This window comes from Xanthomonas sp. 4461 (assembly GCF_024806475.1).
Classification (GTDB): Bacteria; Pseudomonadota; Gammaproteobacteria; order Xanthomonadales; family Xanthomonadaceae; genus Xanthomonas; species Xanthomonas arboricola_F.
This window is the reverse complement of the sequence record NZ_JANTYV010000001.1, coordinates 323,004-336,803: the sequence shown is the minus strand read 5'-3', so window position 1 is coordinate 336,803 and position 13,800 is coordinate 323,004. Positions and strand designations below refer to the sequence as shown.

Sequence of the window (13,800 nt, the reverse complement as noted above, 5' to 3'; positions counted from 1 at the left end):
TCGACCGATGTGCTGCACCTGAGCATCACATTTTCAAGCACGTCCATGCTTCCCAAGTGCCCGCAACCCATCGCGGCAACAGTTTCAGGCCTGACAAGGCCCCACGGTGACGGATCTAGACATGTTGCGTAAGAAAGTCAATGAGAAGGACGGATCCGCCCAAGTGGGCGCGGCAGTCCAGAAAGCGGTGAATTATGAGGTCAGCATCGCTGACCTTGCCCGCCGTAGTGAAAAACGTGCTTGGATGGTGGCGATGATGTCCACGCTCGTCACCGTGCTGACCGCTGGCGGCTACTACTACATGCTGCCTCTGAAGGAAAAAGTTCCCTATCTTGTAATGGCGGATGCCTATTCAGGTACGAGCACGATCGCCAAACTCGAAGCCAATTTCGGCGGGCGTTCGGTGAGTACCAGCGAAGCATTAGCACGCAGCAATATCGCAAGGTTCATTATCTCACGTGAATCGTACGATGCATCCAATATCAGCGATCGAGATTGGAATACCGTAGTTTCAATGGCGGCTACGAGTGTGTTGGCGGAATATCGAGCGCTGCATGCGGCGAACAATGCTTCTAGGCCTTTTAACATTTACGGTAGGAATCGCTCGATACGTATCAATATATTGAGCATTACGCTTATCGGGGGTAGGGGTAAGGCATATACGGGTGCGACCGTTCGATTTCAGCGCAATATCTATGATAAAAGCTCCACTGTAACTACGTTGCTTGATAATAAAATTGCGACGATGGAGTTTGCTTATCAAGACAATCTTGAAATGAGCGACGACCTTAGGGTGGAAAATCCGCTCGGTTTCAGAGTGACAGATTACCGGGTTGATAATGATTACTCTGCGCTGCCTGCGGTTCCGGCATCGGGCGCACCGCTGGCAGCGCCGACGACCGTAACCGCTTCGGGGGTGCCTGCTGTGCAGCCAGGGGCCACCAGTGATATGGCTAACACTGCTACTCAAGGCGGAGCGCTACCTGGAACAGTGCCGATGCAGCAGGGTGCACCAGCAGCACCCGGTGTCTCTCCGGCACCGCAACAGGCACCGCAAATGTATCCAAACCAGGCCCAGCCCGCCATTCAACCCCAGGGAGCACAAAATAATGTCAATGGAGCGAGCGGTAGATGAAACTCTTTAGCCGATACAAAATGGCGCTACTAGCGTTGCTTCCTCTTGGGTTATGCGCCTTCCCTGTCGCTGCGCAGGTGGTACAAGAATATGAGTATGAGTCGGATCGAATATACCAAGTTCGTACGGGTCTGGGTATTACTACCCAGATTGAACTCAGCCCCAATGAGAAAATCCTCGATTACAGTACGGGTTTTACTGGTGGATGGGAGCTGACGCGTCGCGAAAATGTTTTTTACTTAAAGCCGAAGAATGTCGATGTCGATACGAATATGATGATTCGTACCGCAACCCATTCATACATTCTGGAGCTGAAGGTCGTCGCAACTGATTGGCAGCGCCTGGAACAAGCCAAACAGGCCGGTGTTCAGTACAAAATTGTCTTCACTTATCCCAAGGACACGAGCTTCAATGGTGCCGAGGATCTGATTGCTGCAAAAGATGGGCCGCAGTTGAATGCAAAGATCCTCAAGGATCGTCGTTATTATTATGATTACGACTATTCGACGCGCACTAAGAAATCGTGGTTGATCCCGAGTCGGGTGTATGACGACGGCAAGTTTACCTACATAAATATGGATTTGACGCGTTTTCCTACTGGAAATTTTCCGGCAGTCTTTGGCCGCGAGAAAGAGCATAGTGAGGATTTCTTGGTCAACACGACGGTTGAGGGGAATACATTGATCGTGCACGGCACCTACCCATATCTGGTAGTGCGCCATGGGAGCAATGTGGTAGGTCTGCGAAGGAATAAGCAAAAGTGAACTCAAACCCTCCAAATAATTCTGATGAGCGCATTCCCGGAGAAATGGATGCGCAGTCGCGTTCTGAACATGACGAGCATGGCAGTAACCCCTATTTTGCACGTCATCGGTCCGCCGAATCCCCAGACCTAGATGCAAACGAACCTGTTTTGCAATCTAATGACATGAAGCGGCTTAATCGCAAAGCTTTGATGTTCTTGGCTGGCATCGCGTTGCTCTTAGTACTCGCCATTTTTTGGCTGGTATCGCGTAACTCAGAAAAACCAGAGGTGGTTAAGCCTCGCGCAGAAACCGTTATTGCGCCAGCTCTGCCTCAAAACTTGGGTGCACCAACCGCGCCAGAACCAGTGCCGCTCGTCCAGCAGCAGAGTCCGCTGGCGCTCCCGAGTGAGCCGCCGGAGTATAACGATGCCCCCCCTCCTGTTGTCGCTCCTGAGCGGGAACGTGGTCCCACGCTTCTGGAGCGGCGCATTCTTGCAGAACAGGGTGCTGATGCTGATTTGCGACCTGCAAGCGGTGCTAGCGCTGCAAGAACTCCTGAAGATCAACTAGATAAGCAAATTACGCTGGCAAAGCCGATTAGTAATCCCGATGGTTTGCTTGTCCGAGGTACATATATTCGTTGCATACTGGAAACCCGCATCATCAGTGACTTTGATGGCTTTACGTCCTGCATTGTTACCGAGCCTGTTTATTCAATAAATGGCCATAAACTCCTGCTGCCGAAGGGGTCAAAGATGTTGGGCCAATATGCTGCCAAGGAGCCGACTTCGCCTCGCATGCAGGTGGTTTGGGATCGCATCACAACGCCCACGGGTATTGATGTAATGCTGGAGGGGCCAGGCATTGATAACCTTGGCAGCGCGGGGCATCCGGGCCAATATGATGCACATTGGGGAAATAAAATAGCCTCTGCGTTGTTCATTAGTATGCTGAGTGATGCATTTAAATATGCTGCGGCAGAATACGGCCCCCAGACGACAACGGTCGGAGTAGGTAGCGGAGTGATCACTCAGCAGCCATTCGAGAGTAATACTGCGCGCAGCATTCAGGATATTGCCGAGCAAGCAGTGGCAAAATCCGGCCGTCGTCCATCGACGGTGACAATCAATCAGGGCACCGTACTGAATGTGTATGTGGCCAAAGATGTTGATTTTTCGGCTGTGCTGCCAAAGTGAACGAAGGTTACTCCGTGACGATTGAAGACTCACCACTCGCAAAAATCTCGAATGATTTTTTGGATTATCAGTATTCCGTCTTGGGAATTTTGGATTACTTGAACTCTCCAGAGGTCACTGAAATTTGCATCAATCGTCCGGGCGAGCTGTATCTCGAGACCATCAATGGCTGGCAGCGTGTAGATGTGCCTTCACTGACATTTGATCGTGCTAGGCAGTTTTGCACTGCGGTTGTTAATGAAAGCAACACCGGTCAGCGGATCACGGACGCTGACCCTGTTGTTTCATTGACTTTTCCAACGGGGCAGCGTGCGCAATTTGTAATTCCACCTGCTTGTGACGCTGGAAAAGTTTCGATTACCATCCGTCTGCCCTCAAAGCACACCAAGACTTTGGAGCAATACAAACACGATGGATTTTTTGATCAAGTACTAGAGCAGGCTGCTGACGTTAGCGATCAAGATCGCGAATTGCTGGAGCTACGCCGTAACAGAGATTACTCTGAGTTTTTCAAAAAATCGGTTCTCTACAAGAAAAATGTTGTTGTTGCGGGCGCGACAGGCAGTGGTAAAACCACGTTCATGAAGGCTCTCGTCAACCACATTCCAAATGAAGAGAGACTTGTTACCATTGAAGACGCAAGAGAACTCTTTATAAGTCAGCCTAACTCCGTTCATCTCTTATATTCTAAGGGCGGGCAGAGCGCGAGTAACGTGACAGCTAAAAGCTGCATGGAGGCCTGCCTTCGAATGAAGCCCGATCGAATCATATTAGCCGAGTTGCGAGGCGATGAATCGTTCTATTTCATTCGTAATTGTGCGTCTGGCCACCCTGGCTCAATCACCAGTTGCCATGCTGGTAGCGTTGAGCAAACCTGGGACCAACTTGCGCTTATGGTCAAAGCCTCTAACGAAGGTTCTGGGTTAGAATTTGAAGTAATAAAACGTCTGCTGCGTATGACCATTGATATAGTAGTGCATATCAAAGCGCATGCGGGACGGCGCTACATCACTGGTATTGACTTTGATCCAATTCGAACCTTGCGTGGTGGTTGAGTTGTCGTCTATCGCTATTGATCTTGTTTAAGGAGCCGCTATGTTGCCAGGTATGGAACTAATGGGCTGCACCGGACTAGCTGTCCCCGGCGAGGTGATGCAGCATGTCGTCCGTGTGGAGTCTTCGCGGAATCCTTACGCAATTGGCGTGGTCGGTGGGAGACTTGTTCGTGAGCCGAGAGGGCTGCAAGAAGCAGTTGCCACGGCAAAGATGCTGGAGCAAAAGGGATACAACTTTTCTCTCGGGCTTGGCCAGGTGAATCGCTATAATTTAGCGAAGTATGGCTTGACCAGTTACGAAATGGCTTTCGAAAAATGTCCAAACCTCGTGGCTGCTTCGAGGATCCTTGCAGAATGCCATTCTCGGTCAGGTGCTAACTGGGGCAAGTCTTTCAGCTGCTATTACTCCGGTAATTTCGAGACGGGGTTTAAGCATGGGTATGTACAAAAAATTTATGCATCCATTCGGCAGTCGGCGGCACGAGTAGATAACGTCGAGCCGATCGGAGTTATTCCTAATCAACCAATCAAGGTTGGTGTCAGGAGTCCGTTGCGTCAGGCAGCAGCAGAATTGGCCGATGCAATTGTTTCTAGGCGAGTGCAGGGCATGGCACAGTCGCCACAGGTGAATTCGCAACCTGCGGCTCCACTCGAAAATTCCTCAGCCCTTGCAAGTACAAATGGTCCGACGCCCGTCACGCCGACTGAACCCAACGACCTTTATATAATTAAGGCAACGGGCCAAGGGCGCGGAGTTGCTGTCCCGGCTGTTGCGCCATCTCAGTCGGTTACGTTGAGTGCCGGGTCCCCATCTGCTGCGCCCACCAATCCGCAGCTTCAAAGGCAAGTTCCAGTGGATAGTGCTTTCGTGTTTTAACAAGGAAGAATGTTGCCATAGGACGGCTGCAAGCCCCCCTGTTTAAAGGAGATAGAAAATGCAAATGATGAATAACAAGCAGTTGGTCGCCGACGCTAAGATGGTCGGTATTCAGGCATTGAAAGCTTTGGTTTTCACTTCAGCTCTATTCGTTGCCGGTGGCGCCGGTGCGCAAGTAGGCGATCTGGCGAAAACTGACGAAAAAGTCTGTGGATTTCTCGATAATGTAAATTCGCTCCTCACCATGGGTTCTGTAGCTGTCGTAACGATCGCCGTGATTGTGGCCGGTTACCAGATCGCGTTTGCTCATAAGCGAATTTCGGAAGTCTCTCCAATTCTTATCGGCGGTGTCTTGATTGGCGCTGCGGGACAGATTGCTAACATGGTTATCGGTAAGCGTGACAGCCAGTGCCAGGGTGAATCGGCAATGGCATTACTCCAAGCGCTGCATCATTATGCATAAAGACGTGCTCTTTCGCGGGTGCACCCGCCCTGCAATGTTCTTGGGGGTTCCATACATCCCCTTTTTCATTGGCGCCGGTGGAGGCCTGATGATGGGCATGTATCTCAATCTGTGGTATCTCCTGACCATTCCTGTATTCATTTTTATAATGCAGCAGATGGCAAAGCGCGATGAGATGATTTTCAGGTTGCTGGCGTTGAGATGGTTATTTCGATTTCGCGTTCGTAATCTGCAGCGTTATTCAGGAATGTGGGTGTTTAGTCCAAACGAATATCGTAAAAATCCCCCCGGGAAGCCTTAGCGTACAGGCGATAACTCGACCAACCCCATGCATTGAATCTGCATGGGGTTGGTCTTTCAGAGCCTAGTCTTGCAGTGAATCCTTCTTATTGGTATTGCCATGTTCAGCCCAGATAGTCCAATCAGTGAGTTTGTATCTATTTCGACACACGTGGCACCTTCGGTGCTGAAGACAACTGGTGGCGATTATCTTTTGATCTGGCATCTCGCCGGTTTGCCATTTGTTGGCAGGGATGAGTTCGAGCTTGAGCAACGGCATAACACCTTTAATCGGTTGTTGCAGACTTTACGTGCGCCTGATTTTGCCAACGTTGCGTTTTGGGTTCACGATGTCCGACGGCGTCGTAAGATCGGTAACGGCAGTCGCTTCAAGCAGTCGTTTAATCAGGCGTTGTCTGACGAGTACTATGCGGCACTGTCTTCGCAAAAGATCATGCAAAACGAGCTCTATTTCAGCATGATCTACCGTCCTGTAGTCACCGGACGGCGCCTAGTAGAAAAATCAGCAGACCCTGAGCGGCTCAAGTCGGAAGAAGATCAAGCAGTGGCGAAAGTGATCGAGCTGGCCACGAATGTCGAGGCTGTGCTGAAAGATTATTCGCCTTATCGTTTGGGTATGTATGAGGCTAAAAATGGAGTTGTTTTTTCAGAGACTTTAGAGTTTCTAGGTTATTTGCTAAATAGAATTGACGAGCCCGTTCCGGTATTGCAGGCCCCGGTACAAGCGTATTTGCCTGTTAGTAAACATATGTTTGCAAACAAGACAGGTGATTTTGTCATCCGTACACCGGATGGGATTAATCATTTTGGCGCTATCTTGAACGTTAAGGAATATTCGGATGGTACATATCCGGGAATTCTGAATGGTTTAAAATATCTTGATTTTGAATATGTTGTAACCCATTCTTTTAGTCCGGTCGGTCGCCACGACGCACTTAAGGTGCTTGAGCGAACCAAAGGGATGATGATTTCGTCAGGTGACAAGTCTTCAAGCCAGATTCGTGATTTGGACGTGGCAATGGACGACGTTGCTTCGGGAAATTTCGTTCTAGGTGAATATCACTTCACTATTGCGATTTACGCTGATAGCCAGGAGAAGTTGGCACGGCAGATAGCAACGACCAGGGCCGAGTTGTCTAATGCAGGCTTTGTCTCATCTAAGGAAGATCTGGCCGTAGCATCCTCTTTCTATGCCCAGCTGCCGGGAAACTGGCGCTTCCGTACGCGTATCGCGAATCTCAGTTCTCTTAATTTCCTTGGGCTTTCTCCTCTGCATAACTTTGCCCAGGGGAAGCAGAACAATAATCCTTGGGGCGAATGCGTTACGACGCTGCAGACCACCAATGGTCAGCCTTACTACTTTAATTTTCATGCCACACATCCTGCAGAAAATTCTCTGGGTGAGAAAGCTATCGCCAATACGATGGTGATTGGAAAGTCCGGTACAGGTAAAACGGCGCTAATCAACTTTTTGTTGAGTCAAGTGCAAAAATTTGATCCTATACCCACGATATTTTTCTTCGACAAGGATCGTGGGGCCGAGATATTCGTGCGTGCTTGTGGAGGTAATTATCTGGCGCTTGAAAATGGCGCTCCCACTGGATTCAACCCTTTTCAATGCGAGAGAAACGAGGCGAATACGCAGTTTCTTTCAGAGCTCATCAAGGTGTTGGGCGGTAAGGTAGAATACAGCTCGCGCGAAGAGGAGGATATTTTTCGTGCTGTGGAGGGCATGTTAGACACTCCGATGCATCTGCGCAGCATGAGTAATTTCCGCAAAAGCCTGCCTAATATGGGGGACGATGGGCTTTATGCAAGACTGCGGCGCTGGACGGCAGGGAATTCGCTGGGCTGGGTGTTCGATAATCCAGTGGACACAGTCGATCTTCAAAGGGCCTCCATCATCGGCTTTGACTATACCGATGTGATTGATAATGCTGAAGTGCGTGTGCCAGTGATTAATTATTTACTGCATCGCCTGGAGTCTTTGATCGATGGGCGCCCGCTGATCTATGTTATGGATGAGTTCTGGAAAATTCTGGATGGCAAGGGTGGCTTGAAAGAGTTTGCAAAGAACAAGCAGAAGACCATCAGAAAGCAGAATGGCATGGGCATTTTTGCGACGCAGAGCCCTGAGGATGCGTTGGCCAGTGATATTGCGGCAGCTTTGATTGAGCAGACGGCGACAATGATATTGCTGCCTAACCCAAATGCCAGTCGTGACGATTACATGGAAGGGCTTAAGCTTACTGACGCGGAATATCAGGTGGTGGTGTCCCTTGATGAACGTTCGCGTTGTTTTTTAGTGAAGCAAGGTCATGCGTCCGCTGTATGTCAGCTCAATCTGCGTGGAATGGATGACGCGCTTTCAGTGATTTCGTCGTCGACTGATAATATTGAGATTATGCAGCAGGTTTTGTCGCGACAAGCCAACAAGCTTGGTGTTAGCGTCGATCAGTTGACGCCCGAGCAATGGTTGGAAGAGTTTTATGCAAACCGTAAAGGTTCCGGTAGACGGAAATCGAGTGCTGATAAGCAAGCGGAAGATCATGCCTAGCATGCGGTGCATGGCCCGCGTATGCGTGCCATGCACCGGCTAAATGCCATCTGTTTTCGCGGATTTTTGTAGCTTTAGGGATCTATCGGTTTCGATTCCGCATTATCTGGATTTTTTTTGGCGCGACATGCTTTGCTACCTCGAATATTAGAGTTCAGAGGGGTTTTTGGGATTTTGATAGCGTATTTTTAGATGACATGAATACGTATGCACATGTGCGCTCTTAGAGTTGTGCGGAGCTACGCTAGCAACCTTGGCAGGGCGCTCATTCTCGCGCCCGCATTGGCCCGGGAGGGGCGTATATGTCGCAGACACCATGGTGGCGCGGGGCCGTCATCTATCAGATCTATCCGCGGAGTTTTCTCGATTCCAATGGCGACGGGGTGGGCGATCTGCCGGGCATCATCGCCAAGCTCGACTACATCGCCGGCTTGGGCGTGGATGCGATCTGGATCTCGCCGTTCTTCAAGTCACCGATGGCCGATTTCGGCTATGACATCGCGGACTACCGGGCGGTGGATCCGCTGTTCGGCACGCTGGAAGATTTCGATCGCCTGCTCGACAAGGCGCATGCGCTCGGGCTGAAGGTGATGATCGACCAGGTGCTGAGCCATACCTCGATCGAACATGCGTGGTTTCAGGAGAGCCGGCAGGACAAGACCAACGCAAAGGCGGACTGGTACGTGTGGGCCGATCCGCGCGAGGACGGCACGCCGCCCAATAATTGGCTATCGATCTTCGGCGGGGTGGCGTGGCAGTGGGAGCCGCGGCGCGAGCAGTACTACCTGCATAACTTTTTGGTGGATCAGCCGGATCTCAATTTCCACAACACCGATGTGCAGCAGGCGACCCTGGACAATGTGCGGTTCTGGCTGGATCGCGGGGTCGATGGCTTCCGTCTGGATGCGATCAACTTCTGCTTCCACGATGCGCAGCTGCGCGACAACCCGGCCAAGCCGGCGGACAAGCGGGTGGGGCGTGGCTTCAGTGCGGACAATCCGTACGCGTACCAATACCACTACTTCAACAACACGCAGCCGGAGAATCTGCCGTTCCTGGAGCGCCTGCGCGCGTTGCTCGATCGCTACCCGAATGCGGTAAGCCTGGGCGAGATTTCTTCGGAAGATTCGTTGGCAACCACGGCCGAGTACACCGCCAAGGGCCGTTTGCACATGGGCTATAGCTTCGAGCTGTTGGTGCAGGATTACAGCGCTGCCTATATCCGCGAGACGGTCAGCCGGCTCGAGGCGACCATGCTGGAAGGCTGGCCGTGCTGGGCGATTTCCAATCATGACGTGGTGCGTGCAGTGACGCGTTGGGGCGGCGAAGATGCGTCGCCCGCATTGGCGCGGATGGTGGTGGCGCTGCTGTGTTCGCTGCGTGGTTCGGTCTGCCTGTACCAGGGCGAGGAGCTTGGGCTGGGTGAGGCGGATGTGGCATTCGAGGATCTGCAGGACCCGTATGGCATTACGTTCTGGCCAACCTTCAAGGGGCGCGACGGGTGCCGCACGCCGATGCCGTGGACCGATGCGCCGTCAGCGGGTTTCACCAGTGGCAAGCCGTGGCTGCCGTTGGCCGAGCCGCATCGCCTGGCCGCGGTAAGTGTGCAGCAGGGCGACGCGCAGTCGGTGTTGAGCGCGGTGCGTGCGTTTCTTGCCTGGCGCAAGCGCATGCCGGCCTTGTGCGAAGGAGCGATTACGTTCTACGACACCGCCGAGCCGGTGCTGATGTTTCGTCGTGAGCATGCAGGCCAGGTCATGCTGTTGGCCTTCAATTTGTCGTCCGCTGTTGCCGAGCTTGCGCTGCCTGAAGGCGCATGGGTACAGCTCGATGTCCCGGGGGGGGCGCGGGGCGTGATCGAGGATGGACGCGTGAGCTTGCCTGGGCACGCGGTGGTGTGCGCCACGGGCGAGGGCCGATAGCACCGTTTCACAGGCGGTTAGCTGTGATTGAGTGAGACAGGCGAGGCATTCCATCGTGATGCCTCGTTTTTTTTGTATGCGGTGTCTGCTACCAATCAGTGCTTGCGCCGAGCGCTGTGCCCGGCAAGCGACTCAAGATGCGTCACATGGGTGGTGCTGTTGCAGGAAACGGCAATGCGTGCGCGCCGGCCCGATCAAGCTGCAGGAGCCGGGTGCCTGATGAAGCTGAGTGTGATCGCGACATCGCCAGTCGACGCACTGGCTCGCGTGTCACGGCGTCTGGTGCGCATGGGAATGTCGAGAAGTCAGGTGCGCATATGGCGCTCAGCACCCGATCTCCTCGATTGAAAGCGGCTGACAGAACGCAGCCAGCAGTCGTCAATTGGTGTGGGTGGGGCACTCTGAATCGGAGTGCACGAGCGGCACATACCCCTCTTGAGCTCCGGTATCGCCCGTTTGGCGTATGCATGGTCTTGTTACTAGCTGCTCCCGTGGTGATCGCGTTTACCCGAATGGCGGTGGTACTCATTCAAAAGAAAAGCCGCGGGTCTTTGACCGGCGGCTTCTGAGTAGGCACCATCTGGAGGTTCTGGAGCGGCGCGCTTTGGGTTGCATTGCGCGGATTGGAGAGCAGCCACTTCTGAATAATCTAGAGAATTATGAAAGCAGTACACCTGGAGCTGATTGTGTTTCCCTGAACCCCGTACCCTCGCCCCAACCCCTCTCCCGGGGGAGAAGGGCTATAGCGCCACTGTTTGGTGCTGCAGCAGATCAGAACTTGTAGTTCACACCCAGCACGAAGGTGCGGCCCCATTCGATGTATTCGAGCGGGCGGTCCTTGGTTTCTGCATAGGTGCGATACGGCGAGTTGCTGAGGTTGCTGGCCTGCAGCAGCAGGGTCAGGCCGGTCAGGCTGCTGTTGTCGCTGAAGTTGTAGCTGATCTGCGCGTCGGTGATGTTTTCGCCGACCACGTAGCGCAGGGTGCGGTTGCCGTTGAAGTTGCCGATCTCGCCGATGAAGTCCGAGCGGCGACGTTGGCTGACGCGCGCTTCGAAGCCCTTGTGCTCGTAATACGCGGTGAGGTTGTACACGCGTTCGGACAGGCCGGGCAGGCTGATTTCGCCATCGCCCACGCTGGAGGCGCTTTCCGGGTCGCGGATCTTGACGTCGCTGTCGTTGAAGGTGGCGCTGGCCTGGATGCCGAAGCCTTCCAGCGGTGCGAACAGCAGGTCCAGGGGCAGCGATGCAGTGAGCTCGACGCCGCGCAACGTGCCGCCCTTGCCATTGAACGGTGCGCTGAAGGTGCCGGTGGTGAGCACCGGCGCCGAGCCCGGCGGCGGCACGTAGCCGGCAACCAGTGCGGAGAAGTCGTAGTTGTCGCGGCTCTGGGTGTAGATGTAGCTCTTCAGGTCCTTGTAGAAGAACGCAGCTGCCACATAGGCGCGCTCGGCGAAATATTTTTCGTACGAGAGGTCGATGGCGTTTGCACGCCAGGGGTCGAGCATCGGGTTGCCGCCGCTTGCGCCTGGCCGGCCGGTGGAGGTGTCCACGCCGAACTCCAGCGAGGCGCGTAGCTGGTCCACCCGCGGGCGTGCGACCTGTTTGGCCATCGCAAAGCGCAGCGTCTGCTCGTACGGGAACTGGAAGGCCAGATTCAGGCTGGGCAACCAGTCGCGGTACTTCTTGCCGTCGTCGATCGGGCGCACTTCGCTGCCAGGCGGTTGCGAGGCATCCCAGTAATTGGCTTGCGAGGATTGGTCGGCGCTCTGCAGCTGCACGCCGATATTGCCGCGAACACCCACTTCGCCCCATTCGGTATCGATGTTGGCGCGTAGCCAGGCGGTGGTGATCTTCTCTTCGACCGTCCAGGCCTTGGACACCAGGAACGAGGCATCGTCGCTGGGGTTGAATAGCATGTAGCGCGATACTGCGGCCGGTACGTTCCAGGCAGGCAGAGATCCGAGACCGGCAAAGCCGAGATTGACCGGGGCGTATTGCAGATCCGCCGCCACCGTGGCTTCGCCCTGCGCGCCCAGCGTGATGTTGCCCTCCGGCTGGGTCTTCTGCTTTTCGCGATTTGCGTAGTTGACGCCCACGTCCAGATCGGAAAACCAGCTCAGCGCTTCGGGCATGGGGAAGCTTGCCTGCAGGCGCGCGCCCTTCAGCACGTCTTCCACGCGTGGCACCTTGCCGTAGCCGGAGCCGTAGATGGTGTTGGTGAGGAACAGCTCGTCCGGATTGGAATAATTCATGCCCGGCGCCAGCCGCGAGAAGCCGTTGCCGGCGACCGACACTCCCACCGTGTCCAGTTGCGGCATGGGCGCCCGCTGGAGGTTGTTCTCCAGGTTCAGTTCGTCGCGGGTGGCCTTGGAGTAGTTCAGGTCGGCGATGATCTTGACCGCACCGGCAGTGATTTCGTTGTTCCAGCCAAATGCTTCGATCTTGTCTTCGCGCTTGTTGTACATGCCGCGCACCAGCGGATAGACGCCACTGGCGGTGCCGCCGATGAAGCTGCCGTTGTCGTTGACGCGCACATCGGTGATGTTCAGGCCCGGCGTATAGCCGCCGTTGTAGTTGCTCAGGTTGAGCTCGAACTGGTTGGCCGTGTCGATCTGCTCGGCCTCGGTATGGAAGGCATCGAGCGTGCTGGTCCAGGCATTGGACGGGCGATACTGCAGCGTGGCCATGACGCCATCGCGCTTCTGGTTGCCTGTGCGTCGCAGCGCCTTGATGCCGTCGGAGAAATACACGCCGTCGGCGACGCCGGGACGCTGGCGCTGTGCGTTGACCGGCTGCCAGGGTTCGTACAAACCCACCTGGTTCTCCTGGATCGGCATGTCGGTGTGGGCGTAGCCGATGGTCAGGCCGATGGTGCGGTCGGCGAACTGGTCGATGTAGCTGACATTGAAGCGGTTGCCGTAGGGGTCGACATTGGCAGCCTTGCCCAGCGAATTGCGCTGGTAACGGCCGCCGATGGCGATCACCCGCTCGTTGTAGCTGAGCGGGCGTGCGGTCTGCATGTCGACGGTGCCGGACAGGCCCTGGCCGACCAGGCCGGCGTCCGGGGTCTTGTAGACGGTGACGCCGCTGACCAGCTCGGACGGATACTGGTCGAATTCCACGCTGCGGTTATCGCCGGTGCTGACCACTTCGCGGCCATTGAGCAGGGTGGTGGAAAAGTCCGGCGACAGGCCGCGCACGCTGATCACCTGCGCGCGACCGGCCACGCGCTGCGCGGCCAAGCCAGGCAGGCGCGCAAGCGATTCGGCGATGCTGACGTCGGGCAGGCGGCCGATGTCTTCGGCCGAAATGGCTTCCACGATCGAGGTGGAATCACGCTTAACCGAGATGGCGCCTTCTATCGCGCGGCGCAGGCCGGTGACCTGGACCTTGTCCAACTCGGTGACTGCGCCGGTTGCTTGCTCGGACGCGGGTTGTTCGGTGCCGGTGGCTTGTGCAGGCGTTGCCGATTGCGCGGCAGCCAGCGTCGGTGCCATGGCAACGGCCAGGGCGATACTCAGCGCGGAGCGCTTGTGCTTCAACATTTT

General features: G+C 54.6%; 9 protein-coding genes, 1 other RNA gene and 1 pseudogene. 9 read left to right on the top strand and 2 right to left on the bottom strand.

All coding sequences use genetic code 11. The features are described from left to right. Positions 1 to 121 precede the first annotated feature (121 nt). From FHY19_RS01305 to FHY19_RS01265, 9 genes and pseudogenes are all read left to right on the top strand, one after another. Entirely contained in the window at positions 122 to 1,135 is a 1,014-nt protein-coding gene (locus FHY19_RS01305) for a type IV secretion system protein (RefSeq protein WP_259160979.1), read from the top strand. Then, positions 1,132 to 1,899, top strand: coding sequence for a TrbG/VirB9 family P-type conjugative transfer protein (locus tag FHY19_RS01300; protein ID WP_259160977.1), 768 nt, complete (start codon positions 1,132 to 1,134; stop codon positions 1,897 to 1,899). The genes FHY19_RS01305 and FHY19_RS01300 overlap by 4 nt, the downstream gene beginning before the upstream one ends. After that, positions 1,896 to 3,077 (top strand): TrbI/VirB10 family protein, encoded by a 1,182-nt coding sequence (locus FHY19_RS01295; protein WP_326521098.1) that lies wholly within the window; start codon positions 1,896 to 1,898, stop codon positions 3,075 to 3,077. The genes FHY19_RS01300 and FHY19_RS01295 overlap by 4 nt, the downstream gene beginning before the upstream one ends. A gap of 14 nt (positions 3,078 to 3,091) precedes the next feature. Next, positions 3,092 to 4,132, top strand: a complete 1,041-nt coding sequence (virB11, locus tag FHY19_RS01290; RefSeq protein ID WP_259160976.1) for a P-type DNA transfer ATPase VirB11 — start codon at positions 3,092 to 3,094, stop codon at positions 4,130 to 4,132. Between the two features lie 52 nt (positions 4,133 to 4,184). Next, positions 4,185 to 4,901, top strand: a pseudogene (locus FHY19_RS01285) (lytic transglycosylase domain-containing protein); the annotation flags it as partial. 166 nt (positions 4,902 to 5,067) lie between these two features. After that, positions 5,068 to 5,472 (top strand): TrbC/VirB2 family protein, encoded by a 405-nt coding sequence (locus FHY19_RS01280; RefSeq protein ID WP_259160975.1) that lies wholly within the window; start codon positions 5,068 to 5,070, stop codon positions 5,470 to 5,472. Next, positions 5,465 to 5,773: a VirB3 family type IV secretion system protein gene (locus tag FHY19_RS01275; protein ID WP_259160974.1), complete on the top strand. Its 309-nt coding sequence runs from the start codon at positions 5,465 to 5,467 to the stop codon at positions 5,771 to 5,773. Before FHY19_RS01280 ends, FHY19_RS01275 begins: the two co-directional genes overlap by 8 nt. Positions 5,774 to 5,872: 99 nt before the next feature. Further along, positions 5,873 to 8,329, top strand: a complete 2,457-nt coding sequence (locus tag FHY19_RS01270) for a VirB4 family type IV secretion/conjugal transfer ATPase (RefSeq protein ID WP_259160972.1) — start codon at positions 5,873 to 5,875, stop codon at positions 8,327 to 8,329. Between the two features lie 302 nt (positions 8,330 to 8,631). After that, a complete protein-coding gene (locus tag FHY19_RS01265) occupies positions 8,632 to 10,251 on the top strand; it encodes an alpha-glucosidase (RefSeq protein WP_259160970.1) in 1,620 nt (539 codons plus the stop codon). Between the two features lie 352 nt (positions 10,252 to 10,603). Here FHY19_RS01265 and FHY19_RS01260 read toward each other — a convergent pair. Both FHY19_RS01260 and FHY19_RS01255 read right to left on the bottom strand, forming a co-directional pair. Then, a non-coding RNA gene (locus tag FHY19_RS01260) (sX9 sRNA) lies at positions 10,604 to 10,679 on the bottom strand. 343 nt (positions 10,680 to 11,022) lie between these two features. Next, positions 11,023 to 13,797 (bottom strand): TonB-dependent receptor, encoded by a 2,775-nt coding sequence (locus FHY19_RS01255; protein ID WP_259160968.1) that lies wholly within the window; start codon positions 13,795 to 13,797, stop codon positions 11,023 to 11,025. Positions 13,798 to 13,800 lie beyond the last annotated feature (3 nt).

Bases quoted from the DNA above. Each gene is read 5' to 3' on its own strand.
- FHY19_RS01300 (WP_259160977.1), top strand. From the start codon at position 1,132: ATGAAACTCTTTAGCCGATACAAAATGGCGCTACTAGCGTTGCTTCCT.
- FHY19_RS01255 (WP_259160968.1), bottom strand. From the start codon at position 13,797: ATGTTGAAGCACAAGCGCTCCGCGCTGAGTATCGCCCTGGCCGTTGCC.
- FHY19_RS01280 (WP_259160975.1), top strand. From the start codon at position 5,068: ATGCAAATGATGAATAACAAGCAGTTGGTCGCCGACGCTAAGATGGTC.
- FHY19_RS01275 (WP_259160974.1), top strand. From the start codon at position 5,465: ATGCATAAAGACGTGCTCTTTCGCGGGTGCACCCGCCCTGCAATGTTC.
- FHY19_RS01265 (WP_259160970.1), top strand. From the start codon at position 8,632: ATGTCGCAGACACCATGGTGGCGCGGGGCCGTCATCTATCAGATCTAT.
- FHY19_RS01305 (WP_259160979.1), top strand. From the start codon at position 122: ATGTTGCGTAAGAAAGTCAATGAGAAGGACGGATCCGCCCAAGTGGGC.
- FHY19_RS01270 (WP_259160972.1), top strand. From the start codon at position 5,873: ATGTTCAGCCCAGATAGTCCAATCAGTGAGTTTGTATCTATTTCGACA.